Source organism: Paenibacillus glacialis (genome assembly GCF_001637205.1).
GTDB lineage: Bacteria > Bacillota > Bacilli > Paenibacillales > Paenibacillaceae > Paenibacillus_AQ > Paenibacillus_AQ glacialis.
This window is the reverse complement of sequence record NZ_LVJH01000026.1, coordinates 41,810-63,795: the sequence shown is the minus strand read 5'-3', so window position 1 is coordinate 63,795 and position 21,986 is coordinate 41,810. Positions and strand designations below refer to the sequence as shown.

17 protein-coding genes and 5 pseudogenes are annotated in these 21,986 nt (G+C 40.1%); 18 read left to right on the top strand and 4 right to left on the bottom strand.

Features of this window, described 5'->3' with window-relative positions:
- Positions 1 to 19 precede the first annotated feature (19 nt).
- From PGLA_RS26900 to PGLA_RS26895, 7 genes are all read left to right on the top strand, one after another.
- Positions 20 to 760, top strand: coding sequence for an alpha/beta fold hydrolase (locus tag PGLA_RS26900; protein ID WP_084411131.1), 741 nt, complete (start codon positions 20 to 22; stop codon positions 758 to 760).
- A 422-nt stretch (positions 761 to 1,182) separates the two neighbouring features.
- Complete coding sequence (locus PGLA_RS15020) at positions 1,183 to 1,386, top strand: hypothetical protein (protein ID WP_068534110.1); 204 nt, start codon at positions 1,183 to 1,185, stop codon at positions 1,384 to 1,386.
- 140 nt (positions 1,387 to 1,526) lie between these two features.
- Positions 1,527 to 4,142, top strand: coding sequence for a phosphoenolpyruvate synthase (ppsA, locus tag PGLA_RS15015; RefSeq protein WP_068534108.1), 2,616 nt, complete (start codon positions 1,527 to 1,529; stop codon positions 4,140 to 4,142).
- 194 nt (positions 4,143 to 4,336) lie between these two features.
- Positions 4,337 to 4,477 (top strand): hypothetical protein, encoded by a 141-nt coding sequence (locus PGLA_RS28065; RefSeq protein ID WP_161487920.1) that lies wholly within the window; start codon positions 4,337 to 4,339, stop codon positions 4,475 to 4,477.
- 898 nt (positions 4,478 to 5,375) lie between these two features.
- On the top strand, positions 5,376 to 5,480 hold the full coding sequence (locus PGLA_RS29025; RefSeq protein WP_245699940.1) for a DUF6254 family protein: 105 nt from the start codon (positions 5,376 to 5,378) through the stop codon (positions 5,478 to 5,480).
- Positions 5,481 to 6,054: 574 nt separating this feature from the next.
- Positions 6,055 to 6,315, top strand: a complete 261-nt coding sequence (locus tag PGLA_RS27480) for a hypothetical protein (protein ID WP_068534105.1) — start codon at positions 6,055 to 6,057, stop codon at positions 6,313 to 6,315.
- A gap of 26 nt (positions 6,316 to 6,341) precedes the next feature.
- The gene (locus PGLA_RS26895; RefSeq protein ID WP_161487919.1) at positions 6,342 to 6,902 is read left to right on the top strand and encodes an alpha/beta hydrolase; all 561 of its coding nucleotides are present in this window, start codon (positions 6,342 to 6,344) and stop codon (positions 6,900 to 6,902) included.
- Here PGLA_RS26895 and PGLA_RS15000 read toward each other — a convergent pair.
- The 3 genes from PGLA_RS15000 to PGLA_RS14990 form a co-directional block, all read right to left on the bottom strand.
- Positions 6,892 to 8,100, bottom strand: coding sequence for an MFS transporter (locus PGLA_RS15000; protein WP_068534102.1), 1,209 nt, complete (start codon positions 8,098 to 8,100; stop codon positions 6,892 to 6,894). The genes PGLA_RS26895 and PGLA_RS15000 overlap by 11 nt on opposite strands.
- 66 nt (positions 8,101 to 8,166) lie before the next feature.
- A complete protein-coding gene (locus PGLA_RS14995) occupies positions 8,167 to 8,793 on the bottom strand; it encodes a GNAT family N-acetyltransferase (RefSeq protein ID WP_068534100.1) in 627 nt (208 codons plus the stop codon).
- A complete protein-coding gene (locus tag PGLA_RS14990; RefSeq protein ID WP_068534098.1) occupies positions 8,768 to 9,580 on the bottom strand; it encodes a helix-turn-helix domain-containing protein in 813 nt (270 codons plus the stop codon). Before PGLA_RS14990 ends, PGLA_RS14995 begins: the two co-directional genes overlap by 26 nt.
- A 108-nt stretch (positions 9,581 to 9,688) precedes the next feature.
- Here PGLA_RS14990 and PGLA_RS29775 point away from each other — a divergent pair.
- From PGLA_RS29775 to PGLA_RS14970, 5 genes and pseudogenes are all read left to right on the top strand, one after another.
- A pseudogene (locus PGLA_RS29775) lies at positions 9,689 to 9,850 on the top strand (serine hydrolase domain-containing protein); the annotation flags it as partial.
- Between the two features lie 156 nt (positions 9,851 to 10,006).
- Positions 10,007 to 10,663, top strand: a complete 657-nt coding sequence (gene vat(I) / locus PGLA_RS14980; RefSeq protein WP_068534131.1) for a streptogramin A O-acetyltransferase Vat(I) — start codon at positions 10,007 to 10,009, stop codon at positions 10,661 to 10,663.
- Positions 10,664 to 11,346: 683 nt separating this feature from the next.
- Positions 11,347 to 11,471: pseudogene (locus PGLA_RS29015) on the top strand (MerR family transcriptional regulator); the annotation flags it as partial.
- Between the two features lie 16 nt (positions 11,472 to 11,487).
- Positions 11,488 to 11,619, top strand: coding sequence for a hypothetical protein (locus tag PGLA_RS29425; protein ID WP_281197351.1), 132 nt, complete (start codon positions 11,488 to 11,490; stop codon positions 11,617 to 11,619).
- Between the two features lie 171 nt (positions 11,620 to 11,790).
- A complete protein-coding gene (locus PGLA_RS14970) occupies positions 11,791 to 12,363 on the top strand; it encodes a DJ-1/PfpI family protein (protein ID WP_068534092.1) in 573 nt (190 codons plus the stop codon).
- A gap of 156 nt (positions 12,364 to 12,519) precedes the next feature.
- Here the strand turns inward: PGLA_RS14970 and PGLA_RS14965 are convergent.
- A pseudogene (locus PGLA_RS14965) lies at positions 12,520 to 13,372 on the bottom strand (transposase); the annotation flags it as partial.
- 373 nt (positions 13,373 to 13,745) lie between these two features.
- Here PGLA_RS14965 and PGLA_RS14960 point away from each other — a divergent pair.
- The 6 genes and pseudogenes from PGLA_RS14960 to PGLA_RS14935 all read left to right on the top strand — a co-directional run bounded on the left by PGLA_RS14960 (position 13,746) and on the right by PGLA_RS14935 (position 21,750).
- Positions 13,746 to 14,486 (top strand): LytR/AlgR family response regulator transcription factor, encoded by a 741-nt coding sequence (locus PGLA_RS14960; protein WP_068534088.1) that lies wholly within the window; start codon positions 13,746 to 13,748, stop codon positions 14,484 to 14,486.
- 1 nt (position 14,487) lies between these two features.
- Positions 14,488 to 15,774, top strand: a complete 1,287-nt coding sequence (locus PGLA_RS14955) for an ATP-binding protein (RefSeq protein WP_068534086.1) — start codon at positions 14,488 to 14,490, stop codon at positions 15,772 to 15,774.
- A gap of 121 nt (positions 15,775 to 15,895) precedes the next feature.
- Positions 15,896 to 17,487: pseudogene (locus PGLA_RS14950) on the top strand (serine hydrolase domain-containing protein).
- 76 nt (positions 17,488 to 17,563) lie between these two features.
- Positions 17,564 to 18,735 (top strand): annotated as a pseudogene (locus PGLA_RS14945) (serine hydrolase domain-containing protein).
- Positions 18,736 to 18,855: 120 nt separating this feature from the next.
- Positions 18,856 to 19,410, top strand: a complete 555-nt coding sequence (locus tag PGLA_RS14940) for a DUF1700 domain-containing protein (RefSeq protein WP_068534084.1) — start codon at positions 18,856 to 18,858, stop codon at positions 19,408 to 19,410.
- A gap of 270 nt (positions 19,411 to 19,680) precedes the next feature.
- Positions 19,681 to 21,750: a serine hydrolase domain-containing protein gene (locus PGLA_RS14935; RefSeq protein ID WP_068534082.1), complete on the top strand. Its 2,070-nt coding sequence runs from the start codon at positions 19,681 to 19,683 to the stop codon at positions 21,748 to 21,750.
- Positions 21,751 to 21,986 lie beyond the last annotated feature (236 nt).

Below are 21,986 nucleotides of genomic sequence, written 5' to 3'. Positions count from 1 at the left end.
AATAAGGAGGGTAAGTATAATGCCATACGTAAAGGTTAAGGACTTGGAAATGTTTTACGAAAAAATGGGTGTTGGGGATAATGTTATCTTTTTGCATAGTGGTTATTCCCGCGGTATATTGGCTTTCGCGAGTCAAATGTTAGATTTTCAAAAAAAATACACTTGTTATTTTCCAGATTTCAGAGGCCACGGTAGAACAAGATGTGAAAGTCTTGAATGGTCTACTCCACAAATTGCAGATGATATTGTAGAATTTATGGATCAGATGGATATCCAAACAGCCCAATTGATTGGCTACAGCCTGGGTGCGAATGTTGGTCTGTATGTCGCTGTTAATAATCCTGAAAGAGTAGTTACACTTACTACAATTGGTACTAGTGGTTTTTGTGATCCAACTGGTGTTGAAGAATTCGAACCAGAATGGCTTCTTGAAAAAGGATTGCAGGATACGATCAATCAAATGATTGAACGACACGAGGAAGCACATAAAGGTAATTGGCAAGAGCACATGAGACAATCTGCACAAGATTGGCGTCTATACCCGCAACTTACGAAGGAACAGCTCAGTGGCATTACATGTCCAACGCTGTTTATCACAGGGGAACATGACAAATTTGCCGGTGAGGAAAGAGTCAAACAATTAGCTTCCCTTGTAAAAGGATCTAAATATCTTGTTATCCCCAACGGAGGTCATAGACCTCATATGTTAAGGGAAAACCCAACATTAGTAAATGATACGATCCTTCAATTTCTGGAGTAAAATGAATTTAGTTTTATTTAAAGATTTCGTTAATAAAAATGATACCTATTAAAACGATAATGGACACGGAACAATGGTTAGCGGAATTATGGCAGGAAAGGTAGTAGTGCCGGATGGGAGATATAAGGGCGTAACCCTAATGCAAAATTGATTTCTTTAAAAATTTTTGATGAGAATGAGCTCGGAAGTTGACTAATGACATAAAAGTGCATACAAAAGCAGTTTCAGTAAAGTTCTGATAATTCAGGCTTTTTTATTTTTATGCTTTTTTCAAACATAGACAAATTGATACAGCCCCGGACGGATAATGACTATATTCTGGTTGATCACTCGCATTTCCAGCCATAAGTTGAGAGATAGTTGTTCACTGTTTCGAAAATTGGAAATAGGGTAAACCAAAAGATTAGGGGAGAGTGATCCTAATGATAGAAGAGAGAAAAGAAAACTGGGATGAAGATACTCCGGTTGTATTAACATTTCAGGATCTCCTTAGGCTGCAAAGGACCGATAGGGAACTATGCAGGGACGGAGTTCGGCTCGAACCATGGTTTTTAATGATACTAATGTTAGCGGAAATCAAAAAAGAACCTGATAAGTTATCTCAGGTTCTTTTATATTGCATATAAACAGACACGATGATATAATCGGATCACGACTCTCATAAAATAAACAGACATAATTAATGCATCTTACAATTTAAATGTACCACGCCGGTAAACTCTTGTCAAATTTTTTTTCTCAATTTAATGGTTAGGAGAGATATTGAATGAGTTCTTTGGTTCTCGGTTTTCAGGAAATGGAAAAAACGCAGCTTTTGCTCGTTGGCGGAAAAGGGTTAAATTTAGGGAAATTATCAAAAATTGAAGGAATACAAGTACCAGAAGGATTTTGTGTTACAACAGTGGGGTATCAAAAAGCCATTGAACAAAACGAAACGTATCATGCTTTGTTGGATCGACTAACCATGCTAAAAGTAGAAGATCGAGATCAAATTGGTGAAATCAGCAGGAAGATTCGACAAATCCTTAGGGAAGTAGAAATTCCTTCCGATGTTGTGAAAGCAGTGACTCACTATCTCTCCCAGTTTGGCGAGGAACATGCTTATGCAGTGCGTTCTAGCGCGACTGCTGAAGATTTACCACATGCCTCTTTTGCTGGTCAACAAGACACCTATTTAAATATCATCGGCGTCGATGCCATCTTGCAACATATCAGCAAATGTTGGGCTTCCCTATTTACGAATCGTGCGGTAATCTACCGAATGAAAAATGGATTTGACCACAGTCAAGTTTATATATCCGTTATTGTTCAAAGGATGGTTTTCCCACAGGCTTCAGGAATTTTATTTACCGCTGATCCGATTACTTCTAACCGGAAGCTGCTATCCATCGATGCCAGTTTTGGACTTGGAGAAGCGCTGGTCTCTGGGTTGGTATCTGCCGATTGTTATAAAGTACAGGAAGAGGAAATCGTCGATAAGATGATAGCAACCAAAAAATTAGCTATCTATGGACGGAAAGAAGGGGGAACAGAGACCCGTCAGCTCGATTCCGAGCAACAAAAGGCTCAAACACTTACTGAACAACAAATTTTACAGCTGGCACGCATCGGAAGACAGATCGAAGCTTATTTTGGTTGCCCACAGGACATCGAATGGTGTCTGGCCCATGATACCTTTTATATTGTTCAGAGTCGGCCAATCACAACTGTATACCCGATCCCTGAAGCGAATGATCAAGAGAATCACGTTTATGTGTCTGTCGGTCACCAACAAATGATGACGGATCCCATGAAACCACTGGGATTGTCTTTTTATCTGTTAATTACTCCTGCACCCATGCGTAAAGCTGGCGGAAGGTTGTTTGTTGATGTCACACAAATGCTTGCTTCGCCTGGTAGCAGAGAAATGATAATCGATGCCCTGGGGAAATCCGACCCGCTCATCAAAGACGCACTCCTCAACATCGTAGGGCGGGAAGATTTTATAAAATCGTCACCAGATGGTGAAAAAGAACTGAGTCCCAGTAAAAGCAATACAGGTATGCCGCCTGCGGGTACTCAAGCACAAATAGAATACGATCCGACAATTGTTTCTGACCTGATTAAGAGTAGTCAAACATCGATAGAAGAGTTACAACAAAACATCCAAACGAAATCAGGATTAGATTTATTTGATTTTATTCTAGAAGATATTCAACAATTAAAGAATATTTTATTTGACCCACAAAGTCTCGGTGTGATTATGGCTGCTATGGATGCTTCATCATGGATCAATGAAAAAATGAACAAGTGGTTAGGTGAAAAAAACACAGCAGATACGCTTTCTCAATCTGTACCAAACAATATTACTTCGGAAATGGGTCTGGCGCTACTCAATGTCGCAGATGTGATTCGTCCTTATCCAGAAGTAATTGTTTATTTACAACATGTAAAAGATGATAACTTTTTGGATGAAGTTGTTAAGTTAGATGGTGGACAGGAAACCCAAGACGCTATCTATGATTACCTGGGCAAATACGGAATGCGATGTAGCGGAGAAATCGATATTACTAAAACTCGTTGGAGTGAACAACCAACTACACTTGTCCCCATGATTCTTAGTAACATCAAAAACTTTGAGCCTAATGCTAGCAATCGGAAATTTGAGCAAGGGCGACAGGAAGCTTTGAAAAAAGAACAAGAGTTATTAGATCGATTGAAGCAATTACCGGATGGTGAGCAAAAAGCCAAAGAAACAAAACAAATGATCGACCTCATCCGAAATTTCAGCGGGTTTAGGGAATATCCCAAATACGGCATGGTTAATCGCTACTTCGTGTATAAGCAGGCTTTATTGAAAGAAGCCGAACAACTCGTCCAAGCGGGCGTTATTCGTGAAAAAGAAGATATATATGATCTCACTTTTGATGAACTTCTCGAAGTCGTACGCACCAATAAACTAGATTACCAGATCATCAGCAAACGAAAAGACGAGTATAAATTATATGAGAAATTAACTCCACCACGTGTTATCACATCTGATGGTGAAATCATTGCAGGTAAGTACAAACGAGAAAATCTCCCAACCGAAGCGATTGTAGGTCTAGCTGTTTCTTCCGGATTTATCGAGGGGCGAGCACGTGTCATCTTAAACATAGAAGATGCTGATCTGGAAGATGGAGATATATTAGTCACTACCTTTACTGACCCTAGCTGGACACCGTTGTTTGTATCCATAAAAGGCCTAGTCACCGAAGTTGGTGGACTGATGACCCATGGAGCAGTTATCGCGCGTGAATATGGTTTGCCAGCAGTTGTTGGGGTAGAAAATGCTACTAATCTGATAAAAAACGGGCAACGAATTCGCGTGCATGGAACAGAAGGGTACATTGAAATATTGTAATAGCTGAATACGTCAAGTAAGAGCCTCTGTCATAGTGGACGGCATTAAATGCAACCTGCCATGGGTAAAAGGACGGTTACCCTGTTCGTCCTTTTACCCATCTTAGTTAGATAATTGATGATCGAAAAAACACTATATAATGTTTAACAATATATGAGAAGACAACACATGTAAGAGGAAAAGAATATGTATTCGTGACAGAAGACAAGCATGCACCGATCAAGCAGCGGCATACTTCCGTTAGAATATTTGAACGTCTTACTGATGAGTATGGGGATGGTGAACACCAAGAAAAGACGTTGAAAATAACATGCAAAGGGGATAATCCATCTTAAGAAGGGATCGTCAAAGTATAAGTTCTTGTCCTTTGCTAGTGACAAGAACTTGTACCTATTGCCGACAATGTCAAATATTTGTGCTACTAAAGGAAGAGTTCTTCCTTTAGTTCCAAGGAACGTTGAATTTCAAATTGTAACATAGTGGGAGCCAGAATAGACTGTCTCCATGCAAGAGAGGTTGAATATTCCATCCTTACAATAATGAAACAGAACTAGTTAGAGAAGCCAATACCGGAAACGGGTATAGTGGCAGCAAGCCGCCGATCGCAAGCGGAAACAGCGGGCAATGTTATGCGATAGGGGGACAAAAGCCCCTGTATAGCGCGGGTTTCCGGGAGCGTTTTGAGAGGGGTAAGGGTTTTATACCTTTTCCTTCAAAATCAGCGTTCTGCTGCGTGACACACTCTTTAGTAAAAACGGGGTGCGGTTGGTCTATGAATGACCGCCGCGCCCAGAACTTGATACCTTTGCCGTAAAGGACAAGAACCTGGTCCTATTTCCAATTAGATGAATATCTACTGTTAATCAACATCAACATATTTCAAGTTCACGTTGCTGATTTTAGTAAAGGACAAAAGTGGTACGAAATCCTTCTCAATAGAGTTCCTGATTTTGCTCAATTGATTAGTAAATGTTAAGAAAAGAAGAACCAATTCTCATGAAGGAAAGGCGGTTCTTCTAATTTCATAATATATTAGTGTTAGTGTCGAAAGAGTCCAAAAAGGTGGAGGTGAACGGCACCTCCCGCATATTTTGGACTGAAAAAGAGGGACATTGATTACCTTAAGCTATACCAAAAAACCAACGAATTAATTTATTCATGAATGAACAGAGCCGAGGAATGACAGTATAAGAAAGTGGTAAACATCTCAATTTCCAAAGGAGGATAACTGTTATGGCTCAGCAGAAGAGAAGGAAAGAAGCTGCCTGGAAGTCACGAAAACAAGAACAGCATCCCCATGGTAAAATCAAATCGCTCAAGGAATTGTCCAGCGAATAGGATGAGGGGTATACTGCTTGTAAGAGAAGGACTGTCGGCCAAATTTACCGACAGTCTTCTTTCTTGTATAATACTCTTCAAGAAAGGCAGTACATGAGTGAAGAATAAGTAATATAGGTAACTTTGTGTCATTAATGTAGGAACATTTTTGTGTCATTAGTCACTTGAAAAGAGTAGTTTTTCTCTTAGTGTATATGAAATCAATTATTGTAACTGCAGAGAGCATAACAAATGAAATAAAGGGCTAGCGTCAAAATATAAAAAGGCAGCATTCAATATTTGAATGGCTGCCCTTTTGATATTTTAATATTAGAAATTAATTCTAACTCTATCTGCGTTCTAATCTCCTTTCTTGGTGGCGCGACCTTAAGGATATTATTGATTCGTAGGATGAGGTTATTTCCCCTTCGATTTCCATTAGAACTTTTGACTCTCCGGTATCCGCATTATTCCACCGCTATAACCTCTTTGAAGCCTCTGCTACTGGAGGTTACGCTGTGGTAACTTATTACCGAACTGCATGTTCGGCGTATAGTATTCAAGGAAGTCATCATCACGAGGAGGTCATCATCAGATGAGAATCATGGAAGTTGTACTGGTGACGTTTAATGTGGTTATGTTGCTGTGGCTGGCTGTCAGGCAACAAAAGCCGCAACAGTTATTGTGGGGAGGGTTGGCCGTCTCGGCGGTTCTTCTCGTTGTACAGGGCTGGGTTGAGGGACGGCGCTGGTGTTGGACTTTCAGCGGCGCACTCGAGCCGGGCAAGGAGATGTTCAAGGGCGAAGCGTACGCAGAATTTCAGCGTTATTATCCGCTGTTCTCTACGGGACGGTAACCGTAGCTGCGCCGTTGTTGTTCCCAGTGTTTACATTCGATGAACCGGCAGGCCCGTATGGGATTGGCACGGTCGCATATCACTGGATTGACAACACCCACAAAGAAACGTCGACTTTGGTGGCAGCCAGGGCCAAGCGGGAACTGAAAGTACGGATCTGGTATCCGGCCAGCAAGGAGGCTAAGGGAACCCGAGCGCCGTATGTGCCTGATTCCAAAGTGTATACCGAGGCATTTCAGCAGGAGTCCGGTCTGCCGCAGTTGTTTTTGACGAGCCTTGGACAAGCCCGTACGCATGCGGTTGAACATACAGCGCTGTCCGATGCGGAAGCGGCGTATCCGGTAATTATTTTTTCACACGGGTTCCGTGGATTCGAGAGCCAGAACATGTTCCAGGTCAAGCAGCTGGTGAGCCATGGCTACATTGTGGCGGGAATCAATCATACTTACGACAGTATGGCTTCGATATTTCCGGATGGGCGGGTTACGTTGTACGATTCGGTGAAAAATACAGAATCGGAGATAGAGCCACTTGAAAAACCGGACAGAGGTCCGCATTTCTTCAACCAACCCTCTACTAATTATTAAGTCCTGTTGATATGGATTCTCTTGCTTTACTTTTCCACATTACCGACATTACAAAAGCGGCAAACAGGACTACTGCTGCGAAAATATATGGCAAATTAATATTCACATCAAATAAAATACCGCCTAATGCCAGTCCAATAATAATTCCAAGACTTGTATACATGGAATTCATCCCAGCAACAAATCCTTGCTCTTCCCCTGCCAATTTGGAAAGTAATGTTGTTACGGCAGGACGAAGTAAATCACAGGCGAAAAATACGACGCTGGAAACTGCCATAATGCTCCAATAACGACTAACAAACACAGAAGCAACAATGAAAATTGCGGCTACGATAATCATGTAATGAATTAGCTTCTTCTCGCCGAACTTATTTACCAGCTTATCAAAGAATAACAATTGAGCTACCACACCCGAGATGGAACCAACTGTAATAATGGTAGCTATATCTTTGGCAGTAAAACCGAATTTCGAATCTACAAAAAGGCTGAACATCATTTCATAGGCAGATAGTCCGAAAGATAATACGAAGACAATGATAAGTGGCACCAAATATAAAAGATGAAATGATTTCTTAATCTCCAAGAAAAAGCTTACTTTCATTTTCGATTTTCTGTTTTTCGCGAGTTGCTCCTTAGTTAAAGGCTCTTGCAAAACAAGGAGTGAAATGATAGCAGTGACCAGGGCAAAGCCTGCTGCGAAAAAGAATGGAGCGCGTATGCCCAATTCGGCTATAAACCCGCCAAGTCCGGGACCAATGATGAACCCTAAACTAATCGCAGCAGCTTGATATCCCATGACTTTAGCTCTCTCTTCTAATGAAGTGCTATCCGCTATAAAAGCAGTTACTGCCGGCATAATGAGGGCATCGCCAATCCCTCCTAAAATTCTAGAAAGAAACAGTACCCATACCTGATTACCAGTGGCAAATAATAGTTCGGAGAAAGAAAAAAGGAATAGACCGAGTACAATCATTTTCTTTCTGCCGATCGTATCTACCCAGATCCCGGCAATAGGAGAGACGAGAAGCATGGCAAATGCAAAGGCAGAAATCATGTACCCCATCACTTGACCGCTTAAATGCATTTCTTTTGCAAGGGATGGCATGATTGGGGCAGCAAGGCCTACCCCTACAAAGGCAATAAATAAGTTAATTAAGATGACAATTAATGATATTTTTTCTTTAGTAAATATACGCATACGCTTTCCCCACCCGACTATGTATCTTTTTCTTTTTCATTAAATAGCTCATAAAAAATTTACTGATCATTTTAATTTTAAGACCATATAATCCCATTTCGATTCATTGAACAAAAGATGCCGCACTAAGCTATTCTTTTGTAAATGAGTCTGGAATGACAGGAGCTCGTATAGTTGCTTGGCACGTGGGTTACTACCTACGACGTGCAAGCTCAGCACATTTAGGTGTGGCTCAGTTTGCGCAAAATGCTGCGCCCACTGAAATAATAGCTTTCCAATCCCCTTGCTTCGATGGTCCGGATGGACAACAATGTCTGCAATATAACATTCTCCAGCCTGTGGTTTATGATCTAATAAAGATAACCCGATCAGCATTTTTATCAGGTTCCATTTTCCCAACTTATTGAAGCTCTTCCACGAAGGAAGCTTTTGCTTTTGCTTTATGTCAGATTCGGGCTTCCATTTGATAGATATCGTTCCAATAACCTCTCCATCTTGCAGGGCGGCCATTCTTTGACTTGCCGGTTCGGTGGGATAATGTTCAAACATCTTTTCGAAAAAAAGAGCGAGATCGTCATCATTCATGTTCGTCAACTTTTGAAATTTTCCGCGAAACCCGTGAACAAGCAAGCGGCCGACCTGTGGATTATACTTGGCCTGCATAGGTTCAATTGTTATCGGTGCTGCAGTCATGATGGTTCCCCCTTTCGGATTTTGTTGCCGATTCGATCAAGAATTGCAACTCGTAATGCAACTCGTTCTTGCTAAATAACGATAAATAGGATCTTTCAATAAGGATTAGGGGTCCAGCTATGGTATATGATTGCGCAGCAGCATAGTCGTACAACTGTTCAATCATTTGTTCGAGCTCATCATCTTCATGAATTGGGCTCTGCATGGAAAGGTAATTGCCTCCAGGTAAAGAAAAATCGCCAGGCCCTTGAGTTTCTAGGCATAAGGTAATTGTGCTCGAACCATCATAAATATAATGAATGTCCGATTCGAACAAGTTCGGAACACGCTTCGCTTGTTCAGCCAAAAGTTTGGCATTAAGTTTAGTGTGTGAATCCATTTCAATCCAACTTGCAAAGTAGGTGGTGTCTCGCCGCTTTATGTGATACTGGTTGGACTGCGAATTAAAGTTTTGCTGTTCATGTAAAACTTTTTTGATGAAATGCTGAAGGTCTTTGAGCCGAAGCAACTCAGCATCCACTTCCCGCAAGGAATGATGAAGAAGCTGTCGATATTGATCCACAGAATAGGAGGTCATACAATCATTTATGGACTGAACAGACACTCCCAGCTTGCGAAGCAATAGAATATGTGCTAGCTGGTAGACTTGCTCAATGCTGTACATTCTATATTGATTGTTATCTGTGTAAGCGGGCCCAAGAACACCTTTTTCTTCAAAATAACGAATTTGATGAACAGACACGTTCATCAAATTGGCTAATTCACTGATCTTAATTTCACTCTTCATAGAGTTCACTCCTAAAGCTTGTAATACCTCAACGTTACATCTTAGGTCAGACCTAATGTCAAGTGTTTGTATTAAAATTATTTGTTAATACTAGATCATTTAAATTATTTGAATATGAAACATACAACAATTGTGGATTGCTATCCAACTACGATCTCAATTGCTAGTGGATATTTGAAAAATGAACAAGGAGCATATGGAATCTATGAAAGTCCTAGGGAACATACAGGGGATGGAGGAGTTCATACAACTGTTGAAGAATTGGTAAAATAGATTAATCATTATGAAAAAGAAAACCAAGGGAATCTTCAATATTCTTGGCAAAGGTAGGGGATTTTAACAATTATTATGAGCATTGACCCAGTTGAAATCATGAGAATGAGCGAGAAAACAAAAAAACATTACTTTATAGTGCGAGGCAAAGAAATGAATATCATTGTTGTAGAATATGATCCAAATTGGAAAAATGAGAAGTATCCTATACCTGGGAATAGAAATGTACAGTTCATCAACAACACGATTACAAAATCCAACATCATCGTTGGGGATTATTCGTACTATGATGCATTAAATGGAGAATCGTTTGAAGATCAGGTGTTATACCATTATGAAGCCTTAGGAACGAAACTGAATATTGGAAAGTTTTGTTCAATTGCTCCTGAAACGAGATTTATGATGGGAGGCGGTAACCATAGAATGGATGGTTCAACTTACCCGTTCAACATTTTCTGTAACGGCTGGGAAGTTTACACACCTACATTAGAACAACTGCCGATTAAAGGTGATACGATTGTGGGCAATGACGTTTGGATAGGCAGACGTGCAACCATTATGCCAGGCGTACAAATTGGCGATGGAGCCATAATAGGTGCCGAATCTGTAGTCGTAAAAGATGTAGAACCATACACAATTGTTGGCGGAAATCCAGCTAAGGAAGTACGAAAACGGTATTCGCCGGAGATCATTGAAGAACTGTTGGAAATCAGTTGGTGGGATTTGGATATTGAAATCATTAATCAGAATATCGAGGCGATCGAAAGCGGGGATATCGAATCATTAAGAAAAATAAAAAAGCAATTCTAAAATATAAATTGCGGTGACTTCAACTATGCGGGTAGTTGTTCTGCTGTTAATATTCATGGCTACTCGCTAGTACATTGCTCGATATTCAAATCAGAATACACATGCTTCGTTTCAAGTTTACTATTGATTTGAATTCTCCGCTCACAGCCGAAGTAGTTCAACTTCATCGCTTTGTTATTTTGTACGGGGTTTTCCTTTCAATGGGCTCTTAGAGGTGACGCCGCGCTTCTCCTCAGCCCTATAGTTATTTCTCGCTCAAAATGCCTCACCCAACGCTGTAATATGGCATGCGTGATGCCTAGTTCCTTCGCAATGGTTTTGAACCCATACCTTGTTTGAGATAAATATTTACAACTTTTTACTTAAACTCAACCGAGTACGTTTTACGAATTTCATCCATATTGAACAATATGAAATGGAGAAAAAATTGTAAGCAATATTATAAGTAGCCTCGCCGGCCATCATGATTGACGAGGTTTTTTTGGTCAAATTAATGGGTGAATGATTAGATAGCAGAGCATTTTATTAGTTTTGAGTTTAATTATGCCGTTAACAGTGAAAAAACTTGAACAAATAACTTGACCTTAGGTTTGACCTAGGGTGTATTGTTAGGGCATTCAAGCTGTTCCTTTAGGAGTATAAGCTTATCAAGACGAAAATTCGATAGTGAATTAGCTAAGCTTATGAACGTGTCTGTTCATCAAATTCGTTATTTGAAGAGAAAGGAGTCCTTATACCTGCTTTTATCGATAATAGTCAGTACAGAATGTACAGCATTGATCAAGTATATCAGCTTGCCCGGAACCTCCGAGGGATTTTTCGCGGTGGACGAAATCGATTTTGGGAAAACACGTAATGATAACGATAACTACAATAGAACCTATAATCTCCTAATCCATCAAGTGTACATTGCTGGCGAAAAAGAAGTGCTGGAAGAAAAATGGAGCTGGAATTAAGTTGAACATGCAGTTCGCCTTGGCGGCAGCAGTTGGCTTTCTTTACAGTCAAATATTCGGACGGCAATGTCATTATGATTTGCTCCGATACGGAGTGATGCTTTTACTTTTTTGTCTAATGTTTGAAGATACTTTTTTTATTTCACATGATGAAAGGTCAGGTGCTCAGTAATGAAGATGGCTTACATTCTGTTCGACAATATGATTATGTTAGATCTTGTTGGTTTTTATGAAGCTGTATCATGGATGGGAATTCTAAAAGCAAAAGAAAATGTGTCGTGGGATTTTTGTTCGAACAAAGAACAGATCACCGATGACAGAGGATTAACTATAAAAATCAATCACGTTACCCCAGACCTTTCAGTCTATGATTTGATTTTTATCCCTGGTGGGTTGCCTACAAGGCAACTTAGGTATGATACTGACTTTATCTCATGGATCCAGACCGCACGAAATGTAGAATATAAGGTGTCAGTTTGTACGGGAGCTTTAATTCTGGGGGCTGCTGGAATGCTAAATGGGAAAAGAGCAACAACAAATCCATCTGCATACGAATTATTGACACCTTATTGCTCAGAAGTTGTTAAGGAGCGATACGTCAGAGATGGTAACATTTTCACGGGCGGAGGAGTATCTTCTTCCATCGATTTGGGTCTATATTTCATAGAATCGCTTACTAATGAAGAGGTGGTTCAACAAGTTAAAGAAAAGATGGATTATCCGTACTATACACCGAGAAGATAAAAGCATTCACGTTACGCTCCCTCAATATGATTTAATTTCCTCACGCAAGCTCGTGTATTCGCAGGATTTCATCCCTTTTGCGTAACGTATCCCGATACTCTGTACTTTCTTTGTCATCCTGCGAATACGCCAACTTGCGTTAGTAATGCATAGTTTTTAAGCTGCCAATGCGAAGACTTTCTTTGGGTTGTATGCTTCTTCACTGCGTGCCAGACCTACTAAAAGTCGAGCCAGCTTTCCACATAACCTCATGATGGATTTCATTTTTTTAAGCTTTTTAAACTGGACATTATGTTGATGTAGAGCCTAGAATTCTTTGTTATTCATGACCATGCACATCGTGGTTAGGTAGAGGAAGTGCCGCAGGCGTGGTCGTCCTCGTTTACTGAGCGTCATCTGTCCCTTCCATTTCCCAGAGCTTGCCTCGGTCAGATTAAGGCCTGCGTGACGCAGCAGTGTGTTTCCGTGGATATAACCCGCTTAGATCACCTGACTCCCCTAAAACACCTGCTAAAGCAATCGCACTTATACCAATAATGGCTAGGATTTTGGCCGCATAGGGGATTCGTTCAAGTACGGTTTTGGCTTCAGCTTCGATTCTCCGCAGCTGTGTGTTCGCTAAGTCATACTCCTCAAGAAGATGCTCAAGATGGAGTTTGTAAGCCTGTGTTGCCTGGGAAGAACCAACGGTTTGTTTGGCAAGCTCAATGAGCAACTTAGCCCTTCGCACACCTGAGTGTCGTTTCATGGACTTTTTCCATCCCGCAATCACATCGTTAGGTTCTAATTTAGATAGATCGGCGGGGAGTGGAAACAACCTAAGAGTCTCCAATGCACCTTTGCAAGTTAAGATTTTAAAGACTTGTCTAAGTTCAGGGAACACAATGTCGACCCAGCGGTGGATTTGATTAACTGCGCTTACAAGCCGCTTAACAACGGTCTCTCGATTTGCCATAAGGACTAGTAGCTCTTCGTATTCTGCGGAATGAAAACGGACAGGATCTTCGTACACATAAAGATGCAATCATCTCTGTTAATTTTTCCTCTCCAGCGCTCAGAACTTCATCTGAGGTAGGGAACGTCAACAATGTTTTCAAAGATACAACAGAATGTAAACCCCCAAATACACCCTTATATTCAGGAAATACCTGATCTAAAACAGCTTGGAATTACAGCTTAACTCCATATGGATGTTATAAAAAAGACATTCACAACACCTCTGAAAATTGGTAAGATGCAGTCAAGGAAATATTCGTTCATGTGGTGTTGAGGGATTTTAATTTGCATTTCATCCAAAAGCTATCTATACAAAGTCAAAAGGTTGTATCATGTTTATATGGATTTTTAGAATAAAGGTATAGAAAATGAGAGGTGTATCATTTTTGTATAGAGTGGCTATTTGCGATGATGAGGAAAAACAAAGAGAGCTTGTCAAAAGCATCCTGATTACTTTGTCGATAAAGACTAATATAGATTTTGAAATTGAATTATTCGGCTCGGGAGAGCAATTGGTATCCCATTATGAGCGCTATGAAATTCCATTCCATATTTTAATTTTGGATATTGAAATGGGGGGGATAAACGGGATTCAAACAGCCCGAAAAATAAGAGAGTTAAATAACCTAGATGAACAAATTATTTTTCTGACAAGCTATCCTGAATATATGGTGGAAAGTTTTGATGTCATGACATTTCAGTATTTGATAAAACCTATTGCTCCTTCGATCTTGGAGGAGAAAATGATCAAGATATGCCAATACTTTCAAGCACTTGATAAAAAGTTTATGGTTATCAAGTTAACCTATGAAGAAATCGTTTTAAAATATGATGACCTCATTAGTATTCAAGCTGCCAAAAGCTTAACTATAAAAAGCAAACTACATTTTACGACCACTAATCAAACCTATGAAAGCAAAAGCATCATTTCAGATTATGCTTTGGCCTTAAAAGACTGTAACTTCTTGCAAATCCATCGTTCTATTATTATTAATCTGCTTCATGTGAAGAAATTTTCTAGCGGAGTTGTTCTAATGTCCAATGGGTTGGAATTACCCATAGGTCGTTCTAAAATTAATGAGGTTAAAGATACTTACACCAAATTTATGATTATGAAGGTCGATTGATATGATTCATAATGATTTTCCTATTGTCTTTAGCATTGTACTTGTGATGGGTGTTCAAATTAATTTTTTCTTCAACTCGGTGTTTGATAAATCAGCTAAAAAACATAACCGATTCATTTATTTCATTATATTTGGGTTGCTTGATTACCTGTATCTGGTTATTCCCATCTCTCCTATTTTATCTTTGATTCTACCTTTGCTCATGATATTTAGTTTTGCACAATCTTATCAAGTAGAAATTAAAGACAAGATCATTTTTTCTATGTTTTACGGTGTTTTAATATCTCTCGTTAATTTTATATCCCTTTATATTTTTTATACCCTATATTCAGTTGAGTTTAGCTTTGACCCTGTAAATGAACATGATCAAATAACCTACACAAAAGCTATTTTACTCAGTTGCATGATCATGTTTGCTATCATTCAGATCATACGACTACTTGCAAAACGTAGAAGTTACTCTTTGCATTATCGTTACTACATATTTTTTTCGGTTATTCCTATCGTAAGTATAAACCAACTGAATATTCTAACTTATAAGGACGCCTATTCTTTCATATCCGTCATTGTATTACTATTCTTAAACGTTATGATTTTCTATGTTTTTGATAATATCATTGATAAATTTCAATTCATGCATGAGAATGCTCAGCTGCAACAGCAGATGGACCATCAGGATGCGAATTACGAAAAAGTCGTTCACAGCTTTAAATCCATTAAAAGAATCATTCATGATACGAATCAACAGTTTTTGTATATTGAAGAGTGTATTGAGCGAAATGAGTTAGCAGCAGCAAAGGAACATATTAAGACTACATTAAATAAAGTTGAAGGGGCTTATCAACGGGTAAACACAGGGAATCTAGTTATAGATGCCCTTGTCACAAATACACTTAATATTGGACAAGCCAATGGCATAAGAATAGATACAAAGCTTAGCTTATGTTCACAAAAAGTCCATATTGACCGTTATGACTTATGTGTTGTCATTGGAAATATGCTAGATAACGCAATAGAGGCTTCTAAAAAGTTGAAGATCGCAGAAGATAGGTACATTCTTATAAAAATACATTCTACCGAGTCTACCCTTCTCATTCATATCATGAATCATATGGAGAATGAAGTTGCCCACTTAAACAGCCAAAAATCAAACCCGGAATTTCATGGTATTGGATTAACGAACATAGCTAGAATCTGCGACAAGTACGGTGGTCATATGACCATTGAAACGAAACATAAAATATTTAATAATATGGCACTAATACCATTATATACCAACAATCCTTAGACAACCTGTTGTTTAGGGATTATTTTTTGCGTTTCAGGGCGCTTTTCATTCTAACAGCGTTCTTCCTTGTATGATGATTTCAGTAAGTCACATCTAGAAGGAATACGAGGAGGGATTAATAATGAAGAAGATGGTTTCCGTAGTAATGACTACTATACTTTTTGCAATACCAGTCACCCCTGCTTTTGCTCTAACGAATAATGATACTGTAAAAGAAAAGGCACAGGAGCTGGCTTCGAAGATCGTGTCCGATTATGGTGCAAGTGGATTGCAGTATGCAATTATGGATCATGGATCCATTGTTTTATCGGATAGCGCTGGTGTCTACGATAAAGCGACCAAGAGTCCGATAACCAAAGAGACGATGTTTGGAATAGGCTCAGTAAGTAAAACGTATGTGTCTGCTGCAACGATGATGCTAGCTGATTCTAATCAAGTTGATATTGATCAACCACTAACCACGTACATTAAGGACTTTAAAATGGCAGATGAACGATATAAAGAGATTACGCCACGCATGTTGATGAATCATTCTTCAGGAATTTACGGTAGTCACTATGGGAATAGTTTTTTGTTTGATGATAATGATACGCCGTCCGTTTAGCACCATTTAGTGATTACGGAATAACCGCATTATTCAAAGGTGGAGATACGTATATGTATCACGCTGCTTTGACTACCCTACCCGAACATGACATTTCTATAGCTGTACTTTCATCGGGAGGTAGTGGTATTTACAATAGTATATTTGCATCTAATATTTTATTAGAATATATAAGAGCCAAAGGCATCATTAAAGAAATCCTACCTAAAAAAACATTTGAACCTCCATTGAAAGTGGACATGCCATCCGATTTGCTTGCTTACTCTGGATTATACGGTACCGTAGGTAAAACGGTAAATCTGGAGATAAAGAACGGAGAGATTGATTTACCCGATCTAGGATTTGGATCGATACCGCCTCAAAAATATGTATATACGGGCAATGGACAATTTAAAAACAACGATGGGAATGCAACCATAAGCTTTGATCACCCGAAGAATGGAACAACCTATTTAAAACTTAACGCTTATACGGATACTCCAGGATTAGGTCAAACAGTTGCGGTAACCTACGAATATCAAAAATTAGATTCCGATCCTCTAAATCAGTCAACTAAAACGATATGGAAACATAGAAATGAAAAAAACTACTACTCTTTGGATGAAAAGATAACTTCAATGTTGTATTTGAGCAAATCGCTTTTGGCCAAAAATATATCCGTTGATATCAACCATGGATACGCATCCGGCACTAAAATTGTTGACGAGAATAAAGCAGTAAATGTAATTGAGATTCCTACTTTGAACGGAAGAGATGCTTTCGATTTGAATTTCTATAATGAGAACCATAAAGAGTATTTAAAGATCGACGGACAATCCTATATAAGTGAAGATGCTATTCGACCCATTTATGAAGGGAACGACTCGTTTTGCATCATACCATCGGGTGGTCAGGCTGTATGGTATAAAATTGATGATCAATCAGCCAATCGAGTCATGAACGTTGAAACTCCAGTAAGTGGAGGATTTGCCGTTTATGACGCAGATGGAATCGTTGTGAACTTTTCAAAGGCAACGAGCAATCATTCGGTAGTTCTACCTGAAGGTGGGATGATCGTTTTTAGTGGTAATGAGGGCGATATATTTAAAATTAATTTGATGAATAAATAGACGACTCAACTTTGTAGAACAACAATTAGGAAGATGATTACAAACTTACAATATTAATTGAGAAGAGGAATGCCTTATGAAAATACGTAGTCAAATTACATTTGCAAGTCTGGCCCTTTTAATAACTGGAAGTTCCCTGCTATACACATCGCCAAGCTCAATTGTAAAAGCAGAACCCACTCAAAATGTATCTAGTTCGTTACAAACAACCACTCAACGAGATCATAATTCCGTCAAGCAAGCAATGCGGGATACATTGCAACTTGGATTCCCGGGGATACTTGCTTAAAACTTCTGAGGGTGGAAAAACGTGGGGTTATGCCGCTGGGGTAGCGAATCTGAGCACCAAGAAACCAATGGAAACAGAATTTTCGCTTTCGCATTGGCAGCGTGACGAAGACGTTCACCGCAACGGTTGTACTTCAATTAGCTGGAGAGAACCGCTTAAATCTAGACGACTCCATCGAAAAATGGCTGCCTGGTGTCATTCAAGGAAACGGATATAATGGTAAACAGATTACCATCCGGCAGATATTGAACCATACAAGTGGTATCGCTGAATACTCAAGATTCAAAGGCGCAGATTTTATGGATACGAAAAAATCGTATACGGCTGATGAAATAGTGAAGATGGGGATTTCTCTGCCCCCGGACTTTGTCCCAGGAAAGGGCTGGTCTTATTCAAACACGGGATACGTATTACTGGGTATTCTTATTGAAAAAGTAACCGGAAACAGCTACGCGGAAGAGATTGAAAATCGGATTATTGAACCGCTTGAATTGTCGGATACATTCCTACCTGGAAATTCAAGTGTTATTCCAGGTACCAAGCATGCTCGGGGATATTCCCAACCAGACGAAGCAAGTGAGATTAAAGACGTTACTTATTATAATCCAAGTGCAGGTAGCTCTGCTGGAGATATGATTTCTACTGCTGATAACTTAAATAAATTCTTCTCTTCCTTGCTCGGTGGCAAATTACTCAAGAAACAGCAACTAAAACAAATGCTTACTACAGTTCCTACAGGAAGAGCAGGAATCGATGGATATGGTCTTGGAATCTTTGAAACTAAGCTTCCAAACGGTGTCTCGATATGGGGACACACAGGTGGCATTCTAGGGTTTTCTACGATTGCTGGAGGTACACTTGGAGGCAATCATACGTTGGTCGTCAGTTTGAACAGTTTGGGTAGAGATAACAGTCCTAATCCGTTTAAAAGTATTTTACTTGCTGAATTTAGCAAGTAGGAAAAAATGGAAAGTGGAAAATACGGATAAATTCTGCGCAATACAAGGGGGTTGGTCCCTTATTTGAAGATTATGATAATTTATTAACAGCTATATCAGTAATCAAAGGAGAGTTAAATTATGGATAAAATTATGAATGATTATCTAATGGAAATTGAAAATTATTTGAAATCGATGTCCGATTCCGAGCGTATTGACATTTTAAAAGAAATCAAAAGTGTAATACTTGAATTGCAAAATAATGGTGTATCTACTGAGCAAATCATCGAACGGTTAGGAAACCCAAAAGAATTAGCGAAAGTATACTTAGGTAAAGCCATTTCAATGAACAGTAAATTTAGTTGGCGTAAATTTGGTGCAATATTTGCTCTTTGTAACAGTTTTGTAAGTGTCAGTGGTATGTTACTCTTGCCGTTCATCAGTACTCTTTCCATTGCTTTAATGATTGGTGGAGTTATTACGCCGATAGGCGGAATTCTTAAATTTGTCGGACAACATATGGGATTTGATATTGGGGGAATAACAATCGAAATGGGAGCATTTACACCAAGCCCAATGTATTCCTTGCCAATTTCTATTGTGATTGGAGTGTTAATGTTTTGGTTTGGGAAAGTCTTATGGAAGCTTACTATTAAATATATTCAGGCAATTAGTCAGAAAAAGAAATTAATATAATGAACGGGGCGCGACGGTCATTCATAGACCAACCGTACCCCGATTTCTGGCTGGCCTATTTTTTTGTAGGCATATATCGTCAATCGCAATCGAAACAATCGAAAGGCACACCGTAGCCATCGGAGTTAGCTGCTGAGGTCTGACCTTTTTTTGCTTGACCTTAGGCTAGGTGATGAACTAGTCGGAAGACTGTGTGGGGAAATAATTCATCATATTACACTGAGAGGGTACTTCCAGCCTATACTAATTTCATTGACGGAGGATTTTCTAATGCGTAAAAAAAGAGTTTCAAAAGTGCTCGCTGTAACGCTAAGCACGTCTCTAGCTGTGACTTACTTAATTGCTTTGGTCGGAGGGTATAGTGTCAGTGCGGAACAGCTACCTCTTAAGGGGCAAACAATCACAGCGATTCAGACTGCAGCTGTTCCTGCTGCTCCAAGCGGTCCGGTTGACCCCAAAGAAGTGGAGGCCTTCGCGGACAATTACTTTGGGAAAAGCCTGAAGAAGTTCAATGTTCCGGGTGCCATGTTCGTCGTCGTTCAGGACGGACAAGTGGTTTTATCCAAAGGATACGGGTATGCAAACAAAGAAAGCAAAACCCCAGTTGATTCCAATACCGTTTTTCGCATCGGTTCCATTTCTAAGACGCTTACAGCTGCGGCTGTGCTGCAGCTTGCAGACCAAGGGAAGATCAAGCTGGATCAGGACATCCAATCATATCTCGGAGGTATCACAATACCAAATTCGACAGGTAAACTGCTAACTTTGGAAAATATGCTAACCCACATGACTGGGTTCGATTTCCCATATGAAAAAGACGATGACGCCTCGCCCGATCTTCTCAATCAAGAGAATTCTCTTCGAGATTTCTTAATGGATCGAATGCCAACCATCGTCCGGACGCCGGGGGAAGCCTACCAGTATGACGATTATGCTTTTGCTTTGGCGGGATATGCCGTGGAACAAGTTACCGGGCTCCCTTTTCATGAATACATGGATAAAAACATCTTTCAACCACTCGGCATGAATTCTTCCCATGATCTTGTAACCCCAGAGCTTAAAGCCCGAATGGCTGCAGCTTACGATCCGGAAGGCACGCCATATCCGGAGTATGGCCTTTATCCTACGGACATGCCTCAGGGCGGAATGTTGTCCACCGGAAGCGATATGGCTAAATTCATGATCATGCTTCTACAAAAAGGAAAGGCCGGAGATCGGCAAATGTTAAGTGAACAAAGTGTTCAACGAATGAGCAAGTTTTCCGTTTTCGCTCATCCGGCCATACCTATTACAAGCTATGGATTTGAAAGTATTTTCAATGAACTGTCGAATGGTCAGTATGTCGTCAGCAAAGGTGGGAACATCCCCGGACATGCCTCTTTTACATGGCTACTGCCTGAGCGCAAAACGGGAATGTTCGTCATTTATAATAATGATTCCGAATTGCGCTCGGATTTGTATGCTGCTTTTATGGACCATTATTATCCGAAGAGCACTGAGATGCCTGAATCGGTATCACCTCTGACAGAACAGCAAGCCGCGCGTTACGTCGGATTATACAAAGACCTGCATACCCCGTCATTTGTGACTAGAATTACGTACAATAACGGACAACTTGTAGCGGAAGACAGATACAAATTGGGGAATGGCAAGACTACTTTGAAAAAGATAGATCCCTTGTTGTTTATGGATGACCACGGGAAGAAAATAGCATTTCTTGAACAAAAGGATGGCGGTATTGCTTATATGTATAGACCCTCCAAGTCACCGATAGCCTATTCGCCCAAAATACAGGAAAAAGCGTTGTTTTCCGATGTCTCGAAAGAAAGCCCCTACCAACCGTCTATAGAAAAGCTCCATTCGCTTGATATCATTAATGGAAGAGATGGGCGCAGCTTTGACCCCAAGGCGTCCGTGACCCGTGCGGAATTCATCACAATGCTGCTGCATGCTTTCGGCTATCCGCCCTCCAAATCGAAATCCGGTTATATGGATATCGAACACCATTTTGCCTTCAAAGAGATACAGGCAGCGGTCGAGCAGCATTGGTTGGGGGAGGAGACCGGAGGCCGATTTGAACCGGATCGCACGATAACTCGGGAAGAAATGGCCGTCATCTTAACGCGCATTCCTCTTCCATGGCCGCTTGGCGATGAGGTCCGATTGGCAGGGAAAACCGATGAATCGGCTATCAAGGCCGTAAGCAAGCTTGTTGCTGCCGGAGTTACGGATCCAGTCACAATAACCAATTCTGACGGTTCAGTCGATTTCCGCTCCAAAGAACCTTTGCTTCGCCAAGAAGCCTCCTATTTCATTGACAAGATTCTATTTGTTCCTTAATCTCTTATCGGCCGTTACAGCCGCATTCGCACCGTGACGGAATCTCCAACCATGACTAACTTGTTGTTTCCTTCCAGTTTTATTTTTCACTACCTTTGCGCTTGGCACATTCTATTCGTGAGGGATGGGACACTATTGTTCAATAAAATATCGACAGGCTATAATCTATGGTTTCCGTATTTTATTATTTGGTCGATCTAAACCTTTACTTTCCTTAAACAGCAACAAATTTTTTT